Below are 21,015 nucleotides of genomic sequence, written 5' to 3'. Positions count from 1 at the left end.
CTGCGCCTCGGCCAGCCGCCGCTCGGCCTCCACCGCGCGCCGGTCCGCCTGCTCGGCCTGACCCCGCGCCCGCTGCACCTCGCCCCAGGCGGCGGCCGCGTCGCGCTGCGCCGACTCCTTCTCCGCCTTGGCGGCCTGCAACTGGGCGGCCGCTTCCTTCTGCGCCTCGGCCAGCCGCCGCTCGGCCTCCACCGCGCGCCGGTCCGCCTGCTCGGCCTGACCCCGCGCCCGCTGCACCTCGCCCCAGGCGGCGGCCGCGTCGCGCTGCGCCGACTCCTTCTCCGCCTGGATCGACTGCAGGTCGGTCTGCGCCTCGTTGACCTTGCGCTCACCGGCGGCCAGGGCGTCGCCGATGAGGTCGGCCATCTGGCGCAGCCGCTCCACGATGTCCCAGGGCTGCGCCTCCTGCCGCTCCGGCTCGGGCCGGGCGGGCTCGGCGGGCGGCCGGGCACCCGGTGGCTGTGCGCCCGGGGGCTGCGCAGCCGGTTGCTGAGCGCCCGGCTGCTGCCCGGCCGCCTTGATCGGCTGCTTCGCCGCCGCGTCCCTGGCCGGCCGCGGCCAGGGAGCGCCGGTGTTCTGGACGGGCCGTGAACCCGATCCGTTCAGCTCACTCACGCGGCCTCCCTCGTCGGCCCCATGAGCGGGACCGCCGCGCTCATCGGTTCGCTCGCAAGCTCGCTCACGTGTCTCCTCGCCCGGCGACGCGGAGCCGCTCTCGCGGGGCCGTCGTTCGCATGGTGCTCGCCGCACTCCTCGCCCGGCGGCCGCACTCCGCCCGGCGCCTCGTCGCTTCGCTCACCCAACGCACTCTAGTGCCGTCGAGCACGGCGTTTGCCCAGTTTGGGGTTTAGTTTCTCGATCCTCGCCGTCTATTCGCGCGCATGGATCGTCCACAGGGTCCGCTCCGTGCCACGGCAGGAGGCTACTAGGCCGCGCGGGCGGGCGTGCCGCGAGGCGCGAAACGAGCGCGGCGAGGGCCGTCCGGGGACGGTCGCGGTGCGACAATCGGCGCTCATGGAACTTCGCACGCTGTACCCGCCGATCGAGCCGTACGAGTCCGGGATGCTCGATGTCGGTGACGGCCAGCAGATCTACTGGGAGGTCTGCGGGAACCCCGAGGGCAAGCCTGCGGTGATGCTGCACGGCGGTCCCGGCGGCGGCTGCAGCCCCGCGCACCGCCGCCAGTTCGACCCGGAGGCGTACCGGATCGTGCTGTTCGACCAGCGCAACTGCGGTCGCAGCCTCCCGCACGCCAGCGACCCGGCGGTGTCCCTGGAGTCCAACACCACCTGGAACCTGGTGGCCGACATGGAGCGGCTGCGCGAGCACCTGGGCGTCGAACGGTGGCTGGTGTTCGGCGGGTCGTGGGGCAGCGCGCTGGCGCTCGCGTACGCGGAGACGCACCCGGACCGGGTCTCGGAGATGGTGCTGCGCGGCATCTTCATGCTGCGGCCGTTCGAGCTGTACTGGTTCTACCAGGAGGGCGCCTCGCTGCTGTTCCCCGACCTGTGGGAGGACTTCCTGGCCCCGATCCCCGAGGACGAGCGTGACGACCTGCTCGCCGCCTACACCGAGCGGCTCAACTCCCCCGACCGGGACGTGCGGGTCGCCGCCGGGCGGGCGTGGTCGCTGTGGGAGGGACGGACGCTCACGCTGCGCCCCGACCCGGACATGGCCAAGGCGTTCGGCGAGCCCGACCAGGCGGTGGCCTTCGCCCGCATCGAGAACCACTATTTCGTCAACGAGGGGTTCTTCGAGGAGGACCAGCTTCTGCGCGACGTGGGCAGGATCCGGCACATCCCGGCGGTGATCGTCCAGGGCCGGTACGACGTGTGCACGCCGGTGGCCACCGCGTGGGATCTGCACCGCGCCTGGCCCGAGGCAGAGTTCCACATCGTCGACGACGCCGGCCACGCCTACAGCGAGCCGGGGACCCTGCACCGCCTGATCGAGGCGACCGACCGCTTCGCCCGCTCGGACGGGTGACCTCCCCGGACGGCGCCGGTCGGGCGGGTGGCCCCTTTCAGGGGGTGTTCAGCCGGCGCACAGGCCGCCGGCACCGCTCTCACCTCGCGTAACGGAACGTGACGCGGGCCGCACGCACCTCGTTGACACGAAGTTCTTGTGATTCACGTCACACAAATGAGACATAGATTCCGTCACACGCCTGTAACAAACGCCTAGAGTGCGCCGTGACGAGCGGCCCGCGGGCCGCCGTCCGGGTTCCCGGGTTACACCTGCGTAGCACCCGGAATTGCGCCGGAACGGCGAGCGCGGAACGCCCGAAAATAAACCCGAAATTGACAAGCTTTTTGTTATACCCAGTACCGGGAAGGCTAAACATCGGCCGGATAACAATCCGTAGCGATCAGCGGCGGTGATTCGCTAAATTACCTGGACATGGCAGCGCAACCCCTGCAATCGCCCGCTGACCGAACAGGACCGGACCCGGCCATACGACTGGAGGAGCCACGGCTCGAAGACGGCCCGGAGTTGTGGCGGCTCGCACGGGAATCGCGAGTTCTGGACGTGAACTCGCCGTACAGCTACCTACTGTGGTGCCGGGACTTCTCCGGTACGTCCGTAGTGGCCCGTGCGAAAACAGGGCCGTGCGGTTTCATCACCGGCTACATACGCCCCGGGAGTGACGACACCTTCTTCGTCTGGCAGGTGGCCGTCGACCCCTCGTTCCGGGGGCGGGGCCTGGCGCGCCGCATGCTGGACGCCCTCGGCGACCGGCTCGCGCCGCGCGGCCACACCTACCTGGAGGCCACCGTCACGCCGGACAACACCGCCTCCACAAGGATGTTCGAATCCTTCGCCCGGGCCCGCGGCTGCCCGCTGGAACGCACCCCCTTGTTCGGTACCGAGCACTTTCCCGAAGGCCACGAGCCCGAAGAGCTGTTCCGGATCGGCCCGCTGACGGCCGCCGTGCCCGCGGGCCCGGCGCCCGCGCGGGCGCACGCGGCGCGCCCGCGCGCGGCACGGCCGGCCACTTAGCGCGAGACGGCACGGGCAGGGACGAGCGGGCCCTGCCCGGAGGGCGGCATGCCCGCCGCCTTTTCCAAGATCCACTTTTCGCCCCCGTCCACCCCACCTGTCCACCCCCACCTCCCGGAGGCAGAAACATGGACGTTTTCACCCACCTCGAATCCGAGGTCCGCGGCTACTGCAGGGGCTGGCCCACCGTGTTCAGCACCGCCAGCGGAAGCCATATGACCGATGAGAACGGCAAATCCTACCTCGACTTCTTCGCCGGCGCCGGAACGCTTAACTACGGGCATAACAATCCACTTCTGAAACAGCGGCTCATGGACTACCTCGCGAGCGACGCGGTGGTCCATGGCCTGGACATGTACACCGTCGCCAAACGCGAGTTCCTGGAGCGTTTCGACGAGATCGTGCTGCGCCCGCGCGGGCTCGACTACAAGGTCCAGTTCCCGGGGCCCGCGGGAAACCACTCGGTGGAGGCCGCGCTCAAACTGGCGCGCAAATACACCGGCCGGGAGACGGTCATCAGCTTCACCAACGCCTTTCACGGGATGACGCTGGGCGCGCTGGCCGTGACCGGCAACTCGATGAAACGGGACGGGGCGGGCGTGCCGCTCGGGCACGGCGTCACCATGCCCTACGACAACTACCTGGACGGCCGCACCCCCGACTTCCTGCTGCTGGAGACGATGCTGGACGACAGCGGCAGCGGCCTCGACAAGCCCGCCGCCGTGATCGTCGAGACCGTGCAGGGCGAGGGCGGGATCAACGTGGCCACCGCCGACTGGCTGCGCGGCCTGGCCGACCTGTGCAGGCGGCACGACATCCTGCTGATCGTCGACGACGTGCAGATGGGCTGCGGCCGCACCGGGAGCTTCTTCAGCTTCGAGGAGGCCGGGATCGTCCCCGACATCGTCTGCCTGTCCAAGTCGCTGAGCGGGTACGGGCTGCCGTTCGCGATCACGCTGCTGCGGCGGGACCTGGACGTGTGGGAGCCGGGCGAGCACAACGGCACCTTCCGCGGCTTCAACCCCGCGTTCGTCACCGCCACCGGCGCCCTGGAGGACTACTGGACGGGCGAGGACCTGGAGAAGCAGACCACCGCCAAGGGCGGCCAGGTGGAGCGGGCGCTGAACGAGATCGCGATGGAGCACGCCGGCGCCGTCGAGGGCGTGCGCGGCCGCGGGCTGGCCTGGGGCCTGGTCATGCGGGACGCCGAGGCCGCGCCGAGGGTGTGCGCCGAGGCGTTCGGCCGCGGCCTGCTGATGGAGACCTCGGGCCCCGAGAGCGAGGTCGTCAAGCTGCTGCCGCCGCTCACCACCACCGAGGCCGAGCTGGACCGGGGCCTGGAGATCATCGCCGACTCGGTGCGCGCCGTGCGCGAGACCGTGTCGGTCTGAGCGCCGGTCCCCCGACCCAGGCGCGACACCGGAAAGGAAACACGACGTGATCGTCCGTTCTCTCAAGGACATCATCGGAACAGAGCGCGACGTGCAGGCACCGACCTGGTGCAGCCGCCGTTTCGTGCTGGCCGGCGACAGGGTGGGCTTCTCGCTGCACGACACGGTGCTGTACGCGGGCACCTCGACCAGGATGTGGTACGCGCACCACATCGAGGCCGTGTACTGCATCGAGGGCGAGGGCGAGCTCGTCAACGACGAGACCGGCGAGCGGCACCGCATCGAGCCCGGCGTGATGTACCTGCTCGACGGCCACGAGCACCACACCCTCAACGCCCACACCGACGTGCGCACCGTGTGCGTCTTCAACCCGCCGGTCACCGGCCGGGAGGTGCATGACGAGAACGGTGTCTACCCCCTCCTGACCGTGGAGGATCCGACCGAGGAGGACGCGACCTCGTGAGCATCATCCAGAACCATCCGTCCATCGACGACGCCTATCCCACCCGCCGGTGCGGCGAGCCCGCGCTCCTCTACCGCCAGGACCCGGTCGTGTACGGCCGTCCCGAGGACGGGCCGATCGACGCCGCCACGCTGAAGTCCTTCGAGGCCGACGGCTACCTGACCATCGACCGGCTGCTGGAGCCCGCGGAGGTGGAGGACTACCGCGCCGAGCTGCGGCGGCTGTCGTCCGACCCGGCGGTGCTGCGGGACGAGCGGACCGTCACCGAGAAGGGCTCGGACGAGGTGCGCTCCATCTTCGAGGTGCACCGGATCAGCGAGGTGTTCGCCAACCTGGTCCGCGACCCGCGGGTGGTGGGCCGCGCCCGGCAGATCCTCGGCTCGGAGGTCTACGTCCACCAGAGCAGGGTCAACTACAAGCCGGGGTTCGGCGGCAGGGACTTCTTCTGGCACTCCGACTTCGAGACCTGGCACGCCGAGGACGGCATGCCGCGCATGCGCGCGGTCAGCATCTCCATCGCGCTGACGGAGAACTTCGTCCACAACGGCGGGCTGATGATCATGCCCGGTTCGCATAAGACCTTCGTGTCGTGCGTGGGCGAGACCCCCGACGACCACTACAAGCGGTCCCTGAAGGACCAGCAGGTCGGCACGCCCGACGCGGGCAGCCTGTCGATCCTCGCCGACAGGTACGGTATCGAGCTGTTCACCGGCGCGGCGGGCTCGGCGACCATGTTCGACTGCAACTGCATGCACGGCTCCAACGGGAACATCACCCCGTACCCGCGCTCGAACGTGTTCATCGTGTTCAACAGCGTCGAGAACGCCTGCGTGAAGCCGTTCGCGGCGGACTCGCCGAGGCCGTCGTTCATCGGCGCCCGCGACTTCACACCGGTGGGTGCGTAACCAGCGGCGCCGCCACACCGATTTCCTTAAACAGCCCTTCACGCGGCGTCCACCTTTCCAGCCACCCGCCAACCAAGATCACCCGCCACCGACACCACGCTCCGCGGCCGCCGCGGGCCCTTCCGGGCGCGTGGCGGTCGCGGGGCCTCCAAGGAGATCAACGATGACTTCCTCACGACGCGACTTCCTGCGCGCAGGCGTGCTGCTCGGCGCCGGCGTCTCGCTGGCCGCGGCCGGCTGCTCCACCACCGATCCCGAGCAGGAACGGCAGGGTGGCGGCAGCCTGGAGAAGGCCAGACAGGACGGCAAGATCAAGGTCGGCTTCGCCAACGAGGCGCCCTACGGGTACACCGACAGCTCGGGCAGGCTCACCGGGGAGGCGCCGGAGCTGGCCCGGGCGATCTTCAAGGAGATCGGCATCCCCGAGGTGGAGGGGGTCCAGGTCGCCTTCGGCGGCCTGATCGGCGGGCTGAACGCCCGGCGGTTCGACGTGATCGCGGCCGGGATGTTCATCACCAAGGAACGCTGCGCGTCGGTCGCCTTCTCCGACCCCGACTACGTGGCCAAGAACGCGTTCATGGTGCCCAAGGGCAACCCCAAGAACATCACCAAGTTCGAGGACCTCGCCCGGGCCAAGGCCGACGTGGGCGTGCTCACCGGCGCGGTCGAGGGACGGTTCGCCGAGGAGCTGGGCGTGCCCAAGGGGCAGATCAAGACGTTCGAGGACCAGCCCTCGGCGTACGAGGCGCTGAAGGCAGAGCGGATCGACGCGATCGCGCTCACCCGCATCTCGCTGGCCGACCTGCTGTCCAAGCACAAGGGCGAGCCGTACGAGCTGACCCAGCCGTTCACCCCGGTGATCGACGGCAAGGAGCAGCTCGGCGCGGGCGGGTTCGCGTTCCGGAAGGCCGACACCGACCTGCTCAAGGCGTTCAACGACAAGCTGGCCGAGTTCAAGCGGCAGAACAAGCTGCTGCCGATCATCCAGCCGTTCGGCTTCACCCAGGCGGAGCTGCCGGCCGCCGACGACACCGCCGCCAAGTTCTGCGCGGTCTGAGCCGTGGGCGACGTCCTCGACAGCTACCGGCTGCTGGTGCAGGGCGCGTGGATCACGATCCAGCTCACCGTCTACGGCAGCGCGCTGGCCCTGGTGCTCGCGCTCGTGTTCGGCATCGCCGGTACCTCGCGGCACCGCGCGGTGCGCGTCCTGAACCGCGTGTACGTGGAGTTCTTCCGCGGCTCGCCCGCCCTGGTGCTGATGTACTGGTTCTTCTACTCGCTGCCCAACCTCGGCCTGGAACTGGTGCCGATGTTCGCCGGGGTGCTCGCGCTCGGCCTCAACGTCGGCGCCTACGGGGCCGAGGTGGTGCGCGGCGCGATCCAGTCCGTTCCCAGGGCCCAGTACGAGGCCACGGTGGCGCTGAACTTCCGGCCCGCCCAGCGGCTGCGCCGGGTGCTGCTGCCGCAGGCGATCGCGCTGATGCTGCCGCCGTTCGGGAACCTGCTCATCGAGCTGATGAAGGGCACCGCGCTGGTCTCGCTGATCACCATCGCGGACCTGACGTTCCGGGCCCAGCAGATCCGCACCAACACCGGCGAGACGGTGTGGACCTTCACCACCATCCTGGTGATGTACTTCGTCATCGCGCAGCTACTGCAACTGTTCGTCCGCTACGCCGAGCGGCGGGTGGACCGGATGCTGGGCCGCGGGCCGTCCCGTGACAAGGCCGACCCGGCCACCGTCGCGGCGTCCGCGCCGGGCGGCGGAACGGTGGGGTGACGCCATGCTTGCGCCGCGCTCGATCATGCCGTCACCCCATGAGGAGGACGCGTGACCTGGGATTGGGAGTACACCGGGCAGTTCCTGCCCGACATGCTGAGCGGCCTGCGGATCACGGTCGTGGCCACGCTGGTCGGCTACGCGCTGGCCCTGGTGCTGGGCCTGGTGTGGACGATGCTGCGCCGTTCGCCCAGCAGGGTCGTCAGCCAGGTCACGCGATGGGTGATGGAGTTCATCCGCAGCACCCCGCTGCTGGTGCAGCTGTTCTTCGTCTTCTACGTGTTCCCGGAGTTCGGGCTCACGCTCGGGCCGCTCTCCGCGGGCATCCTCGGCCTCGGCATCCACTACTCCACCTACACCGCCGAGGTGTACCGGGCGGGCATCGCCGACGTCCCCCGGGGACAGTGGGAGGCGTGCACCGCGCTGAACCTGCCGAAGCGGCGGGTCTGGCAGGACGTGGTCCTCCCGCAGGCCGTCCGCAAGGTGATACCCACGCTCGGCAACTACCTGATCGCCATGTTCAAGGACTCGCCGCTGCTGTTCGGCATCACCGTCCTGGAACTCCTCGGCGTCGCGTACCAGGAGGGGGCGAGGTCGTTCAAGACCCTCGAGCCGCTCACCACCATCGCCGTGCTGTTCATCGTCGTCAGCATCGTGTCGTCGATCGCCGTCCGTCGCCTGGAGAGGCGCTATGCCACCTACTGACACCACCCCCGAAACCCCGACGCCGGAGGAGTCGCCGCTCGCCAAGCGCGCCGACGAAGGCCCGGCCCGCCCGGACGGCGGCCAGGCCCCGGGCATCCACTTCGAGAAGGTCGTCAAGCGGTTCGGCGACAACGTCGTGCTGCGCGAGCTGGACTTCCACGTCTCGCCCGGCGAGCATGTGACGCTGATCGGGCCCAGCGGCTCGGGCAAGACCACGATCCTGCGGCTGCTGATGACGCTGGAACGGCTCGACGGCGGCGTGATCCGCATCGGCGACGAGCCGCTGTGGCACATGAGGAAGGGCGGCGCCCTCGTCCCGGCCAACGAACGGCACCTGCACGAGATGCGCAAGCAGGTCGGCATGGTGTTCCAGCAGTTCAACCTGTTCCCCAACATGAACGTGCTGCGGAACCTCACCGAGGCGCCGATGCACGTGCTGGGGCTGTCCAAGGACGAGGCCGCCGAGCGCGCCCACCGGCTGCTGGACCTGGTCGGGCTGGGCGACAGGGCGAACGCGCACCCCACGCAGTTGTCGGGCGGGCAGCAGCAGCGCGTCGCCATCGCGCGGGCCCTGGCCATGGAGCCGAAGGTGCTGCTGCTGGACGAGGTCACCTCGGCGCTCGACCCGGAACTGGTGGTGGGCGTCCAGGACCTGCTGCGCGACATCGCGCGCACCAGCGACCTGACGATCCTGTGCGTGACCCACGAGATGGGGTTCGCCAGGGACATCTCCGACCGGGTCCTGATGTTCGACAAGGGCCAGATCGTCGAGGAGGGCCCGCCCGAGCAGATCTTCGGCGAGCCGTCCGAGCAGCGCACCCGCGACTTCCTCCAGGCGGTGCTCGCGAGCTGAGCGCGGCCCCCGCACCCCCTCCGGATGAGCCGAATGTGATTCGGTACCGTGGGGGCATGGGTGAGGGCACGGGCGCCGCGATCGTCGGTCTCGGCATGACCGAGCTCGGCAGGGTGTACGGGCGCAGCCCGCGCTCGTTCGCGGCCGAGGCGGTGCGGCTGGCGGTGGCGGACGCCGGGCTGACACTCGGCGACCTCGACGGGCTGCTGGTCAGCCATGGCCTGGGCGGGTCACCGGGGATCGAGCTGGCCGCCACGCTGGGCCTGCGCGACCTGCGGCTGCTGTCCCTGGTGAACTCCTTCGGCGCCACCGCGGGCGCGATGGTCTCGTACGCGGCGACGTCGATCCTCAGCGGCGCCGCGTCCACGGTGGCCTGCGTGTTCGCCGACGCACCGCTCAAGCCCAGGCAATCGGCGGGCTCGGCGTACGACCGGGGCGCCCCGGCGGGGTCCGGGGCCGCGCCGGGACAGGCGCAGTGGTACGGGTACGGCGGGATGACGGCGGCGCTGGGGTTCCGGTCCGTCAACACCTTCTACGCGCTCGCCGCCCAGCGGCACATGGCCCGGTACGGAACCACCACCGAACAGCTCGGGGCCGTCGCCGTGAGCACGCGCGCATGGGCGTCCCGGAACCCGCGGGCGCAGATGCGGGAGCCGATCACGCTGGACGACCACCGCTCGTCCCGCTGGGTGGCCGAGCCGCTGCGCCTCCTGGACTGCTGCCTGGTCTCCAACGGCGCCATCGCCGTCGTGCTCACCAGCTCTAACCGTGCCCGCGACCTGGCACGGCCGCCCGTCCACGTGTGGGGCTGGGGGCAGGGCCATCCCGGTCACCGCAGGGAACGCGGCAGCGGCTTCGGGCTCACCACGGGCGCGGCCACGTCCGGGCCGATCGCGATGAAGATGGCCGGTGTGACCGTGGACGACATCAGCCAGGCGCAGCTCTACGACTGCTACACCTACACCGTCGTGGTGACGCTGGAGGACTACGGGTTCTGCGCCAAGGGCGAGGGCGGCGCGTTCGCCGCCTCCGGCGCCCTCGGGCCCGGCGGCGCGCTGCCCACCAACACCGGCGGCGGGCAACTGTCGGCGTACTACATGTGGGGCATGACCCCGCTGTCGGAGGCGGTCATCCAGGGACGCGGGGACGGCGGCGAGCGCCAGGCCGACCGCAACGACGTGATCCTGGTCAGCGGGAACGGCGGCATCCTCGACCACCACTCCACGCTGATCCTCAGCCCGCATCCGAAGGAGGCCTAGGCGTGGACATCGGCATCCTGCGCCGGGACGGGCGCACCGACCCCTTCTTCGACGGGACGGCGTCCGAACGGCTGATGATCAGGCGCTGCGCGTCCTGCGGCCACTGGTCGGCACCGGACCAGGGCACCTGCGCCGAGTGCGGCGAAGAGGGCCTGGACTGGGCGGAGGCCCGCGGCGACGCGACCCTGGTGAGCTGGACGGTCGTGCACGGCCGCCCCGCCGAGGACGGGACGGTGCCGCCCCCGGCGATCCTGGCCCTGGTGGAACTGGCCGAAGGCCCGTGGCTGCACACGCGGCTGGCCGGCGTCGCGCCCGGCGAGCTGCGCGAGAACCTGCCGCTCCGGGCCCACTACGAGCATCCGGACGAGGGCGAGACCGCGCTGCTCTTCCGCCCCTAGACCGAACGGCGTTCGGGGCCTAGCGTACGAGCCGTGCGCACCGAGATCTGCGAGACGCTGGGCATCGAGTTCCCGCTGCTGGCCTTCAGCCACTGCCGCGACGTCGTCGCCGCCGTCACCAACGCCGGCGGCATGGGCGTGCTCGGCGCCGTCGCCTACACCCCCGACCAGCTCGAAAAGGAGCTGACCTGGCTGGACGAGCACGTCGGCGGCCGCCCGTACGGCGTGGACGTGCTGGTCCCCGGCAAGATCGACGAATCCGCCGAACGGGCCGGACGCGGCGAGGGCGGCCTCGACACCATGCTCGCCGCCATCCCCGAGGAGCACTGGACCTTCCTGCGCCACCTCTTCGAGAAATACGACGTCCCCATGCCCGCGCGGACCCCGTCAAGCACCGGCAACGCCCGCTCAGGCGGAACCCAGGTCACCAAGGAGGGCGCCACCGCACTCATCGACGTCTCGCTCGCGCACCCCATCCGCCTCATCGCCAGCGCGCTCGGCCCGCCCCCGCCCCAGATGGTGGACGCCGCCCGCGGCGCGGGCGTCCCGGTCGCCGCCCTCGTCGGCACCGCCGAGCACGCCCGCCGCCAGGTCGCCGCCGGAGCCGACATCATCGTCGCGCAGGGCGGCGAGGCCGGCGGGCACACCGGCGAGATCTCCACCATGGTGCTGGTCCCCGAGGTCGTCGACACCGTCGCCCCGATCCCCGTGCTGGCCGCCGGCGGCATCGCCACCGGACGCCAGATGGCCGCCGCGATGGCGCTGGGCGCCTCCGGCGTCTGGTGCGGCTCGGTCTGGCTCACCACCGAGGAGGCCGAGACCGCGCCCGCCGTCAAGGAGAAGCTGCTCGCCGCCACGTCCCGCGACACCGTCAGATCCCGGTCCCGCACCGGCAAGCCCGCCCGCCAGCTCCGCTCCGCCTGGACCGACGAATGGGACGGCCCGGACAGCCCCGGCGCGCTCGGCATGCCCCTCCAGATGATCATCGCGCAGGGCGCGCTGAACCAGATCGACAAGATCGCCGAGTCCGGCCATCCCGGGGCGCGGGCGCTCGCCAACTACTTCGTCGGCCAGTGCGTCGGCTACCTCAACGCCGTCAAACCCGCCCGCCAGGTCGTCTACGAGATGATCGAGGAGTTCACCGACGCCCTCGACCGGCTCAACCGGCTCAGCGGAACTGATGGAGCGGCCGTCCCGGGCCCCGGTTGATCTGCGCGATGAACAGGCGCGCCAGCGCCTCGTGCCCGCGCACCGTCGGATGGAAGCTGCGCGGCTCGGCCGCCAGCGACGAGAGGCTGACGCCCAGGCCGTTCATGTACGGGTCCGCGCTGCCCACCTCGTGGCCCGCGAAGGCGCTGTAAGCGTCCACGAACTCCACGCTGCCCGCGCCGCCGGTCTCCGCCACGCGCTGGTCGGCCTCCGCCACGGTCTGCCGGATCACCTCGTTCAGATCACGCGCCCGCGCGTTCAGCCACTGCTGGTCCCCCACCGAGATGTTGTCGCCCGCCGCACCGTCCACCTCGGAGAACGGACGCGGGTACCCCATCACCACGATCCGCGCCCGGGGCGCCTTCGCGATGATCCGCGCGTACAGGTCGGGCAGCGAGCGGCGCAGGTCGGCGATCCGGTACGCCACGTCCTTGCCCTGCTCGGTGCAGGTGCGGCTCCACGGCAGCTTCACCACGCAGCCGGCCATCACCTTCGAGAACCCGACGTCGTTGCCGCCCACGCTGATCGTGATCAGGCTGGTGCCGCCGTCGATCCGGTTCAGCTGGGACGGCTCCCCCGACTTGCCCGTCAGGACGGTGCGCGTGGTGGCGCCCGCACAGGCCCAGAACGCGGTCGACCTGAACCTGAACGACCTGGCGATCTGGTGGTAGTACGCCTTGGACGTCCGCTGGCACCCCGACAGCGGGTTGTGGTCGGCCGCGGTCGCCTCGGCGCCCACGCCGGAGGAGTAGGAGTCGCCGAGCGCCACGTACGTGCCGCTGGTCGCGGCCTCGACCGGGGTGAGCGGGCGGCGCTGCGGCGCCCGCACCGTGTCGTCGGCCTTCGCGGCGACCGGCCGGGGGCAGCCGCCGCCGAAGATCTCGCAGCGGACGGCGGGGAACGCGACCAGCGGGACGATCGCCACGGCGAGCAGCCCGATGAGGACGGCGACCGAGCGACCCCGTCCACCGAGCCCGATGCGCATGCGCCCCCTCCCCTCGCCATGAGACGACGTCCATGGGCCCGACCGGGTTCCCGCCTTTACATTGTAGATCGATCAGTGTCGTCCGGGCCCGGCGACGGCGCCCACATGACGACGCGCGGCCCCAGCTCATGCAGCCGCGCGCCGACCTCGGCGTTCCAATGGGCGCGCAGCCCAGGCGTCCATCGCTCCTCGGGCAGGACGGCGAAGCCGTGCCTGGCGTACCAGGGCCCGTTCCAGGGGACGTCCCGGAAGGTCAGCAGCGACACCCCGGGAGCGCCCTCCTCGGCGGCGCGCGCGAGCACCTCCTTGAGCAGCCGGCCGCCGATGCCGTGCCCCACCAGGTCGGAGCGCACGGAGATCTGCTCCAGATGCGCCGCGCCGTCCAGCTCGCGGACGGCGGCGAACCCCACCGGCGGGTTCCCGGCCACCAGGATGTCCGCGCCCTTCCCGATCATCGTCTCGATCACCATGGGCCCGGGAGGGAACACGATCCCCAGGTCCGCGAACATCGCGTCGCCCGACCTCTCGATCTCCGGCAGGACGGCCAGATCCGTCTCCCGCGCGGGCCGCGGCTCCATGCTCATCCCGCGATCGTACGTCCCCTCCGGGACACCGCCTCATCCGGCGCCGATCGCCTCCAGCGTGCCGAGCCTGGTGGCGCGGCGCGCCGGCCACACCGCGGCCTCCACGCCGACCAGCGCCGCCGACACCAGCACGAGCGCCAGGCGTCCCCAGGGGACCACGAAGCTCCAGGTGTCCAGGACCGTCGTGGAGACCAGCTCACCGGCCGCCCAGCCGAGCAGGACGCCGAGCGCGACGCCCAGCGCCCCGCCGAACAGCGCGATGACCGTCGCCTCCAGGCGGATCATCAGGCGGACGCCCTGGCGGTCCAGCCCGACCGCGCGGAGGAGCCCGATCTCCCGCGCGCGTTCGTGGACGGACATCGCCATCGTGTTCACCACGCCGAGGACCGCGACGAGGACGGCGAGCGCGAGCATCCCGTACAGGACGCTCAGGACGATCCCGACCGCGCCCGTGAACTGCTTCACCAGGTCGTCCTTGTCGGAGACGCGGACGGCCGGACTGCCGCCCAGCGCCCTCTCCACGGCGCGCCTGTTGGCGTCGCTCGTCCCGCCCCTGGTCTTGAGGAAGATCTGGTTGTCGGCGATGCGGTCCAGATGCGGGTCCATCACGGAGGTGTCGACCTTCACACCCCTGTCGAAGGCGCTCCGGTAGAGGCCGCTGACCGTCAGCGTGCCGCGCCTGCCGTCCGGCCAGACGACCGTGAGGGTGTCGCCGACGCGCCAGCCGCGCTCGGCGGCGGTCACGTCGTCGACCACGGCCGTGTCGCCGGGGGCGTACGTCCCCTCGACGAACTCGAACCCGACCAGCTGCCGGATCGTCGCCGTGTCGAAGCCCGTCACCGCCTGGTCCTCACCGTCCACACGGGCCGGCGTCTCCCGCCTCGGGGACGACGCGACGACCTCCTCCAGCGCGTTCAGCCGCCGCTCCGCGTCGGGCGCGAGGGAACCGGAGTTCGCCATGGTGACGACGTAGTCGGCGCGGATGTAGTCGGCTCCGGCCAGTTCCCGGATGGTCCTGTCGGCGCTGGTGCCGAGCACGCTCAGGGCCGTGATCAGAGTGAGGCCGATGGTCAGCGCCGAGGCGGTGGCGGCCGTGCGGCGCGGATCGCGCACGGCGTTCCGCCCGGCCAGCCGTCCGACCACGCCGAAGCGGCGCAGCGCGGGCCCGGCGGCGGCGATCACCGGTCGGGAGATCAGCGGGGTCAGCACGAACACGCCGGTGAGCAGCAGCACCGCCCCCAGGCCCAGCAACGCCTCCTGCTCGTCCAGGGCCGCGGTGCCGCCCCCGTCCGCGAAGGTGGAGGCGACCACCATGCCGCCACCGGTCGCGGCGAGGACGGCGCCGATGGAGTCGCGCACCACCAGGCGCCGCCCGGCCGGTGGCGTGTACGCGCCGCTCAGCGCCGCCACCGGCGGGATCGCCGAGACGTGCCGGGCGGGCAGCCACGCGGCGGCCAGCGTGACGCCGAGACCGAGCCCCAGCGAGACCAGCACGGTGGCGGAGCTGATGACCAGCGGGCCGTCGGGCAGCAGGCCGCCCGAGGCCGACAGCAGCGCGCGGACGGCCGCGCCCACACCGGCGCCGATGGCCAGGCCCACCGCGGACGCGACGAGGCCGACCATGGCGGCCTCGGCCAGCACCGACCTGGTCACCTGCCCCCGGGTCGCGCCGACCGCGCGCAGCAGCGCCAGCTCCCTGCCGCGCCGGGCGATCAGCATCGTGAAGGTGTTGACGATCAGGAAGCCGCCGACGAACAGCGCCACGCCCGCGCAGGCCAGGAGGATCTGGGAGAGCGAGGAGAAGCTCGCGGCGTTCCGGGCCGTCTGCTGCCGGACCAGCTCGCCCCGGGTGACGGCCTCGCTCCCGTACGGCAGCAGCCGCTCCACCTGCCGCCGCAGCGCGTCCTGGGACGTGCCGGGCGCCGCCTCCAGGTCGATGTGGTTGTAGCGGCCCGGCTCCGCGAACAGGCGCTGGGCCGTGGCGGTGTCGAAGACGGTGAGCGTGCCGCCCGCCGCGACGTTCCCATCGGTCGTGGAGAAGACACCGGTGACCCGCCCGTCCAGCACGGGTCCGCTCACCGACAGCCGGACGGTGTCGCCCACCCCGTACCCGCTGCGCGCGGCGGTCTCGGCGTCGATGGCGATCTCGCCGGCGGCGCGCGGCGCCCGTCCCTCCACCAGCGGTTGCCCGGAGTAGTTGGCGCCCATGGTGGCCCAGCCGTCGCCGAGCATCCGGCCGTCCCGTCCCGCCAGCGCGGTGAAACCGGACACCGTGCCGGTGGCGGACGCGACGCCCGGCAGCGCGCCCGCCCGGTCCAGCAGGCGCCTGTCGAGCAGGCTGCCGGTGCCGCCCGAGTCCCCCGTCCCGATGGGACGGATCCGGACGTCCACGCGGTCGAAGCTCCTCTCGGAGCCGCGCGTGTAGGCGGTGGAGACGCTGTCGGTGAACACCAGCGTGCCGGACACGAACGCCACGCCGAGCAGAACGGCGAGCGCGGTCATCAGCAGCCGGGCCTTGTGCGCGATAACGTCGCGCAACGCGGTACGGACCATCAGTTCTGACCGCTCCCCGCGTCCAGCCGCTTGACGAAGTCGAGCACCGCCTCGGCGGTGGGCCCGCTCAGCTCCCCCACGACACGTCCGTCGGCGAGGAACACCACGCGGTCCGCGTACGCGGCGGCCACCGGATCGTGCGTGACCATCACCACGGTGCTTCCCAGCCCCCGTACCGAATCGCGCAGGAATCCCAGCACCTCCGTGCCGGACCGCGAGTCCAGGTTGCCGGTCGGCTCGTCCGCGAACACGACCTCGGGCCGCGTCACCAGGGCCCGCGCCACCGCCACCCGCTGCTGCTGCCCGCCGGACAACTGCCCGGGACGGTGCCCGAGCCGGTCGGCCAGGCCCACCGTCGCCACCACCCTCGCCAGCCACTCCGGGTCGGGCCTGCGGCGCGCGATGTCGAGGGGCAACGTGATGTTCTCGCCCGTGGTCGGCGTCGGCAGCAGGTTGAAGGACTGGAAGACGAACCCGACCCGGTCGCGGCGCAGCCGGGTGAGCCGCCGGTCGCCCAGCGAGCCCAGCTCGGTACCGCCGATCCGCGCCGAGCCGGACGTGAGCGAGTCGAGGCCCGCCATGCAGTGCATCAGGGTCGACTTCCCCGACCCGGACGGCCCCATGATCGCGGTGAACTCGCCCCTCCGGAACCCGACGGAGACCTTGTCGAGCGCGGTCACCCGCGTCTCGCCCTGACCGTAGACCTTGGTCAGCTCCGTGGCGGAGGCGGCCCAGTGATCGGCATCGTTCATGCCGTCGAACCTAGGAATCCGCCCGCCCCGTCCACCATGCAGGATCGGCGGGCGCCCCCATGACTTTCGTCAGGTGTTCCTGCGTCCTCTCATGGCCACGGCCGCCCACGTGATCGTTGAGGGCCCTACCGTGAGGCAGGCCACCAGTCGGACAAGGACACCGCCATGGACATGAAGCTGGAACTCGTCCCGATCCCGGTCTCGGACGTGGACCGCGCCAAGGAGTTCTACTCCACCAAGCTCGGCTTCACCGTCGACCTCGACCAGCGGTTCGGCGACGAGTTCCGCGTCGTCCAGCTCACCCCACCGGGCTCGGCGTGCTCGATCTGCATCGGCACCGGAGTCGTCGACACACCCCCTGGCTCCGTGCAAGGACTGCACCTGGTCGTCTCCGACATCCACGCGTCCCGAGCCTGGCTCCTCGACCGCGGCGTCGAGATCGCCGAAGTCGAGACCATGGGCGCCCCCGGCAAACCCGCCGTCTCCTACGCCGCCTTCACCGACCCCGACGGCAACGGCTGGACCCTCCAGCAACTCCCGTACTGACCCCCGCAACCAGCCGACCCACCCACGAACCCGGCTCCACTCGGCGGTCTCCGAGTCCGCGGACTGGGCGGGGCTTCTGGGCACGCGCTCCATCGCCGCAGCCTGGTAGCCGCATGCTGCCCGGAGTCAGCCGATGAGGGCGTCGGCCAAGGCACGCCACTCCTTGTGAGGGATGGCGTTCGGGTCTGTGGGGCGTACGACCAGGACGACCTGGTCGGCGCCCGCGTCCAGGTGGCGCTTCAGGCGGGCGGTGACGGTGTCGAGGTCGCCCCACGCGACCAGCCCGTCGATCAGGCGGTCGCTGAGGCCGGCGATGTCCTCCTCGGTGAAGCCCATCCGGCGCAGGTTCTTCGGGTAGCCGCCGACCCTCGTCAGGAAGCCGATGGGCTCGCGCACCGTGTCCCTTGCGAGCCGCGGATCGCTTTCCAGGACGACGTACTCCATGACGGCCAGGGTCGCCTCGTCCCCCAGGATCCGCCGGGCGTCCGCGGTGAACTCCGGGGTGACCAGCAGCGGCACGGCACCGGCCGCCCGGTCGCGGGACAGCTCCAGCATCCGCGGGCCCAGCGCCGACAGCATGCGGGCGGCGGCCGGGACGGGCGGGTCGGCGGCGTCCAGGCTGTCGAGGTAGGCGTTCATGGTCCGCAGCGGGTGATCGCCGTGCGCCCCGCCCAGCCCCGTGATCAGCCGTCCCGGATGGGAGGTCTCGAGGTCGCGGCGCAGCGCGACCACGTCCTCGGGCGCGTACACCCGGGCGGGGATGATCGCGCTGCCGACGGGGACGGTCCTGGTCGCCCCGATGACGTCTCGCAGGGGATCCAGGGTCGCCAACTGGCCGCCGACGATCCAGAGCGTCGAGTAGCCGAGGCTCTCCAGCATGGCGGCGTCGTCGAGGTGACCGCCGTCGGGGCGTACGTCCAGGGTCACGCCGATGGGGCCGAGGTCAAGTCGTGTCATCCGCCTGCGCCTTCCGAGGTTTCCATCCTTGAACGCCGCCGACGCTAGTAGCTCAACTTTGCTTGAGGTCAACCGGTGCGCTTCTGCCCGTGCAAGATCGGTCAGGTCGGTGGGCGGGGAGTCCCTACCATGATCCGCATGACGCGACCGCGACCGGCTCCCGACGAGCGGCCGGGACAGCAGCCGCCCCCTTACGGCGGCGCCTACGGGCAGGTGCCGCCAGGCCCTTCCCCCTATTCCCAAGTCGGACCAGGGCAGCCCCTACGCAGGTGTGCCCGAGGCGCCGGGTCTTACGGCGGGTGGTGCGGGCGGAGGACGGCGCCTACCTCGGCCTGCACCGGCCCGGCGTCGTCCGCGCCCTGCTCGACGTGGCGATCGACCGGGGCTGGGGCACCTACCGGGAACTGGAACCGGACGGCCTCTCATGGGCGCGGTCCTGGCCAGGAGCCAGGCGGGCAGGACGCGCACCGGGGCCTCCGTCAGTTGACGCCGGCCTCCTTCATCTCGCGCAGCTCCCGCTTGAGTTCCTTGATCTCGTCGCGGAGGCGGGCGGCCAGCTCGAACTGGAGGTCGGTGGCGGCCTGGTGCATCTGCGCGGTCATCTGCTCGATCAGCCCCTCCAGCTCCTCGCGGGGACGCTCGCCGACCAGGTCCGCGGCGTGGCGGCCCGCCGCCTCGGAGCCGCGGGCACGGGTGCGGGAGGCCAGGCCCGGGACGGGGGCCTTGCCGCGGCTCTGCTGGCGCCCGGCGCCGCCGATCAGGGTCTCGGTGTCGGCGTCCTCGCGGGCCAGCGAGTCGAGGATGTCGGCGATGCGCTTGCGCAGCGCGGTCGGCTCGATGCCGTGCTCGGTGTTGTAGGCGATCTGCTTGGCCCGGCGCCGGTTGGTCTCGTCGATCGCGCGCTCCATCGACGGGGTGACCGTGTCGGCGTACATGTGGACCTGGCCCGAGACGTTGCGGGCGGCGCGGCCGATGGTCTGGATCAGGGAGGTCTCCGACCGGAGGAAACCCTCCTTGTCCGCGTCCAGGATCGCGACCAGCGACACCTCGGGCAGGTCGAGGCCCTCGCGGAGCAGGTTGATGCCGACCAGCACGTCGAACTCGCCCGAGCGCAGCTCGCGCAGCAGCTCGATGCGGCGCAGGGTGTCGACCTCGCTGTGCAGGTAGCGGACGTTGACGCCCATCTCCAGCAGGTAGTCGGTGAGGTCCTCGGCCATCTTCTTGGTGAGGGTGGTGACCAGGACCCGCTCGTCCTTCTCGGTGCGCAGCCGGATCTCGTGGATCAGGTCGTCGATCTGGCCCTTGGTGGGCTTGACCACGATCTCCGGGTCGACCAGGCCGGTGGGGCGGATGACCTGCTCGACCACGTCGCCGCCGACCCGGTTCAGCTCGTAGGAGCCGGGGGTGGCCGACAGGTACACGGTCTGGCCGATGCGCTCCAGGAACTCCTCCCACTTCAGCGGCCGGTTGTCGATGGCCGAGGGCAGCCGGAAGCCGTGCTCGACCAGCATCCGCTTGCGGGAGGCGTCGCCCTCGTACATCGCGCCGATCTGCGGGACGGTCTGGTGCGACTCGTCGATGACCAGCAGGAAGTCCTCGGGGAAGAAGTCCAGCAGGGTGTTGGGCGCCGAGCCCGCCGGGCGCCCGTCGATGTGCCGGGAGTAGTTCTCGATGCCGGAGCAGGTGCCGACCTGCCTCATCATCTCGATGTCGTAGGTGGTGCGCATGCGGAGCCGCTGCGCCTCCAGCAGCTTGCCCTGGCCCTCCAGCTCGGCCAGGCGCTCGGCCAGCTCGGCCTCGATGTCGCGGATCGCCCGCTCCATCCGCTCCGGGCCCGCGACGTAGTGGGACGCCGGGAAGACGTACAGTTCCTCGTCCTCGCTGATCACCTCGCCGGTCAGCGGATGCAGGGTGGCCAGCTTCTCGATCTCGTCGCCGAACATCTCGATCCGGACGGCGAGCTCCTCGTACTGCGGGATGATCTCGACGGTGTCGCCGCGGACGCGGAAGGTGCCGCGGCTGAACGCCAGGTCGTTGCGGGTGTACTGCATGCCGACCAGTTGCCTGAGCAGGTCGTCGCGCTCGATCTCGTCGCCGACCCGCAGCCGCACCATCCGGTCGACGTACTCCTGCGGGGTGCCCAGGCCGTAGATGCACGACACCGAGGCGACCACCACCGTGTCGCGGCGGGTCAGCAGCGAGTTGGTGGCCGAGTGCCGCAGCCGGTCGACCTCGTCGTTGATCGAGGAGTCCTTCTCGATGTAGGTGTCGGTCTGGGGGATGTACGCCTCGGGCTGGTAGTAGTCGTAGTACGAGACGAAGTACTCGACGGCGTTGTTGGGCAGCATCTCGCGCAGCTCGTTGGCGAACTGGGCGGCCAGGGTCTTGTTGGGCTGCATGACCAGGACCGGCCGCTGGAGCTTCTCCACCAGCCAGGCGATGGTGGCGGTCTTGCCGGTGCCGGTGGCGCCGAGCAGCACCACGTCCTTGTCGCCGCGCTCGATCCGCTCGGCCAGCCCGGCGATGGCCTGGGGCTGGTCGCCGGACGGCGTCATCTCGGTGACGACCTCGAACGGCGCCACGCGGCGCCGCAGATCGGTGATCGGACGCATCCCGCCCCCCTCGTGCCATGCCGGCCCACCGGCCGGCCTTCGCTGCCCGTCCCACTGTATGCA

General features: G+C 71.3%; 20 protein-coding genes. 13 read left to right on the top strand and 7 right to left on the bottom strand.

The annotated features are described in order from the left end of the window. Nucleotides 1-615 (bottom strand): hypothetical protein (locus QSK21_RS05955; protein ID WP_502871514.1); only part of this gene is annotated, 615 nt, incomplete at its 3' end. Nucleotides 616-1,014: 399 nt separating this feature from the next. On the opposite strand from QSK21_RS05955, the gene pip reads away from it, so the two are divergent. From pip to QSK21_RS05895, 12 genes are all read left to right on the top strand, one after another. After that, nucleotides 1,015-1,986, top strand: coding sequence for a prolyl aminopeptidase (gene pip, locus QSK21_RS05950; RefSeq protein ID WP_285694215.1), 972 nt, complete (start codon nt 1,015-1,017; stop codon nt 1,984-1,986). A gap of 414 nt (nt 1,987-2,400) precedes the next feature. Next, the gene (ectA, locus tag QSK21_RS05945; RefSeq protein WP_285694214.1) at nt 2,401-3,000 is read left to right on the top strand and encodes a diaminobutyrate acetyltransferase; all 600 of its coding nucleotides are present in this window, start codon (nt 2,401-2,403) and stop codon (nt 2,998-3,000) included. 128 nt (nt 3,001-3,128) lie between these two features. Then, nucleotides 3,129-4,391: a diaminobutyrate--2-oxoglutarate transaminase gene (ectB, locus tag QSK21_RS05940; RefSeq protein WP_285694213.1), complete on the top strand. Its 1,263-nt coding sequence runs from the start codon at nt 3,129-3,131 to the stop codon at nt 4,389-4,391. A 46-nt stretch (nt 4,392-4,437) separates the two neighbouring features. After that, nucleotides 4,438-4,854, top strand: coding sequence for an ectoine synthase (locus QSK21_RS05935; protein WP_285694212.1), 417 nt, complete (start codon nt 4,438-4,440; stop codon nt 4,852-4,854). Then, nucleotides 4,851-5,759, top strand: a complete 909-nt coding sequence (gene thpD / locus QSK21_RS05930) for an ectoine hydroxylase (protein WP_285694211.1) — start codon at nt 4,851-4,853, stop codon at nt 5,757-5,759. Before QSK21_RS05935 ends, thpD begins: the two co-directional genes overlap by 4 nt. A 163-nt stretch (nt 5,760-5,922) precedes the next feature. Further along, nucleotides 5,923-6,816: an ectoine/hydroxyectoine ABC transporter substrate-binding protein EhuB gene (gene ehuB / locus QSK21_RS05925; RefSeq protein WP_285694210.1), complete on the top strand. Its 894-nt coding sequence runs from the start codon at nt 5,923-5,925 to the stop codon at nt 6,814-6,816. 3 nt (nt 6,817-6,819) lie between these two features. Further along, entirely contained in the window at nt 6,820-7,539 is a 720-nt protein-coding gene (ehuC, locus tag QSK21_RS05920; protein WP_285694209.1) for an ectoine/hydroxyectoine ABC transporter permease subunit EhuC, read from the top strand. A 51-nt stretch (nt 7,540-7,590) separates the two neighbouring features. Continuing rightward, entirely contained in the window at nt 7,591-8,244 is a 654-nt protein-coding gene (gene ehuD / locus QSK21_RS05915; RefSeq protein WP_285694208.1) for an ectoine/hydroxyectoine ABC transporter permease subunit EhuD, read from the top strand. After that, nucleotides 8,231-9,097, top strand: coding sequence for an ectoine/hydroxyectoine ABC transporter ATP-binding protein EhuA (gene ehuA / locus QSK21_RS05910; RefSeq protein WP_285694207.1), 867 nt, complete (start codon nt 8,231-8,233; stop codon nt 9,095-9,097). The genes ehuD and ehuA overlap by 14 nt, the downstream gene beginning before the upstream one ends. A gap of 56 nt (nt 9,098-9,153) precedes the next feature. Then, nucleotides 9,154-10,356 (top strand): thiolase family protein, encoded by a 1,203-nt coding sequence (locus tag QSK21_RS05905; protein WP_285694206.1) that lies wholly within the window; start codon nt 9,154-9,156, stop codon nt 10,354-10,356. A 2-nt stretch (nt 10,357-10,358) separates the two neighbouring features. Beyond that, nucleotides 10,359-10,754: a Zn-ribbon domain-containing OB-fold protein gene (locus tag QSK21_RS05900; RefSeq protein WP_285694204.1), complete on the top strand. Its 396-nt coding sequence runs from the start codon at nt 10,359-10,361 to the stop codon at nt 10,752-10,754. 33 nt (nt 10,755-10,787) lie between these two features. After that, nucleotides 10,788-11,963 (top strand): nitronate monooxygenase, encoded by a 1,176-nt coding sequence (locus QSK21_RS05895; RefSeq protein WP_285694203.1) that lies wholly within the window; start codon nt 10,788-10,790, stop codon nt 11,961-11,963. Here QSK21_RS05895 and QSK21_RS05890 read toward each other — a convergent pair. Genes QSK21_RS05890 through QSK21_RS05875 form a run of 4 tightly spaced genes read right to left on the bottom strand, consistent with a single transcriptional unit; the run spans nt 11,923 to nt 16,837 of the window. After that, nucleotides 11,923-12,948, bottom strand: coding sequence for an SGNH/GDSL hydrolase family protein (locus QSK21_RS05890; RefSeq protein WP_285694201.1), 1,026 nt, complete (start codon nt 12,946-12,948; stop codon nt 11,923-11,925). The two genes, QSK21_RS05895 and QSK21_RS05890, sit on opposite strands and share 41 nt — an antisense overlap. 56 nt (nt 12,949-13,004) lie before the next feature. Next, complete coding sequence (locus QSK21_RS05885) at nt 13,005-13,532, bottom strand: GNAT family N-acetyltransferase (RefSeq protein WP_285694200.1); 528 nt, start codon at nt 13,530-13,532, stop codon at nt 13,005-13,007. 33 nt (nt 13,533-13,565) lie between these two features. Further along, nucleotides 13,566-16,085, bottom strand: coding sequence for an ABC transporter permease (locus QSK21_RS05880; RefSeq protein WP_285694199.1), 2,520 nt, complete (start codon nt 16,083-16,085; stop codon nt 13,566-13,568). Beyond that, nucleotides 16,085-16,837, bottom strand: coding sequence for an ABC transporter ATP-binding protein (locus QSK21_RS05875; RefSeq protein ID WP_285694198.1), 753 nt, complete (start codon nt 16,835-16,837; stop codon nt 16,085-16,087). The genes QSK21_RS05880 and QSK21_RS05875 overlap by 1 nt, the downstream gene beginning before the upstream one ends. 165 nt (nt 16,838-17,002) lie before the next feature. Between QSK21_RS05875 and QSK21_RS05870 the strand changes: the two genes are divergently transcribed. Next, nucleotides 17,003-17,383 carry a VOC family protein gene (locus tag QSK21_RS05870; RefSeq protein ID WP_285694197.1) on the top strand — a complete coding sequence of 127 codons (381 nt, stop codon included), beginning with the start codon at nt 17,003-17,005 and terminating at the stop codon, nt 17,381-17,383. 126 nt (nt 17,384-17,509) lie between these two features. Here the strand turns inward: QSK21_RS05870 and QSK21_RS05865 are convergent, their stop codons facing one another. Beyond that, nucleotides 17,510-18,340, bottom strand: a complete 831-nt coding sequence (locus tag QSK21_RS05865; RefSeq protein ID WP_285694196.1) for a TIGR03620 family F420-dependent LLM class oxidoreductase — start codon at nt 18,338-18,340, stop codon at nt 17,510-17,512. A 479-nt stretch (nt 18,341-18,819) separates the two neighbouring features. After that, entirely contained in the window at nt 18,820-20,952 is a 2,133-nt protein-coding gene (uvrB, locus tag QSK21_RS05860) for an excinuclease ABC subunit UvrB (protein ID WP_285694195.1), read from the bottom strand. Nucleotides 20,953-21,015 lie beyond the last annotated feature (63 nt).

The organism is Actinomadura sp. NBRC 104412 (genome assembly GCF_030269515.1).
Classification (GTDB): domain Bacteria; phylum Actinomycetota; class Actinomycetes; order Streptosporangiales; family Streptosporangiaceae; genus Spirillospora.
Note: the sequence above shows the minus strand (reverse complement) of the source record. Positions and strands in the feature narration are given on the sequence as shown.

Coding starts and splice junctions, on each gene's coding strand:
- ectA (WP_285694214.1), top strand. CDS start 2,401: ATGGCAGCGCAACCCCTGCAATCGCCCGCTGACCGAACAGGACCGGAC.
- QSK21_RS05875 (WP_285694198.1), bottom strand. CDS start 16,837: ATGAACGATGCCGATCACTGGGCCGCCTCCGCCACGGAGCTGACCAAG.
- QSK21_RS05870 (WP_285694197.1), top strand. CDS start 17,003: ATGGACATGAAGCTGGAACTCGTCCCGATCCCGGTCTCGGACGTGGAC.
- ehuA (WP_285694207.1), top strand. CDS start 8,231: ATGCCACCTACTGACACCACCCCCGAAACCCCGACGCCGGAGGAGTCG.
- pip (WP_285694215.1), top strand. CDS start 1,015: ATGGAACTTCGCACGCTGTACCCGCCGATCGAGCCGTACGAGTCCGGG.
- QSK21_RS05865 (WP_285694196.1), bottom strand. CDS start 18,340: ATGACACGACTTGACCTCGGCCCCATCGGCGTGACCCTGGACGTACGC.
- ehuB (WP_285694210.1), top strand. CDS start 5,923: ATGACTTCCTCACGACGCGACTTCCTGCGCGCAGGCGTGCTGCTCGGC.
- QSK21_RS05885 (WP_285694200.1), bottom strand. CDS start 13,532: ATGAGCATGGAGCCGCGGCCCGCGCGGGAGACGGATCTGGCCGTCCTG.
- QSK21_RS05890 (WP_285694201.1), bottom strand. CDS start 12,948: ATGCGCATCGGGCTCGGTGGACGGGGTCGCTCGGTCGCCGTCCTCATC.
- QSK21_RS05905 (WP_285694206.1), top strand. CDS start 9,154: ATGGGTGAGGGCACGGGCGCCGCGATCGTCGGTCTCGGCATGACCGAG.
- uvrB (WP_285694195.1), bottom strand. CDS start 20,952: ATGCGTCCGATCACCGATCTGCGGCGCCGCGTGGCGCCGTTCGAGGTC.
- QSK21_RS05880 (WP_285694199.1), bottom strand. CDS start 16,085: ATGGTCCGTACCGCGTTGCGCGACGTTATCGCGCACAAGGCCCGGCTG.
- ectB (WP_285694213.1), top strand. CDS start 3,129: ATGGACGTTTTCACCCACCTCGAATCCGAGGTCCGCGGCTACTGCAGG.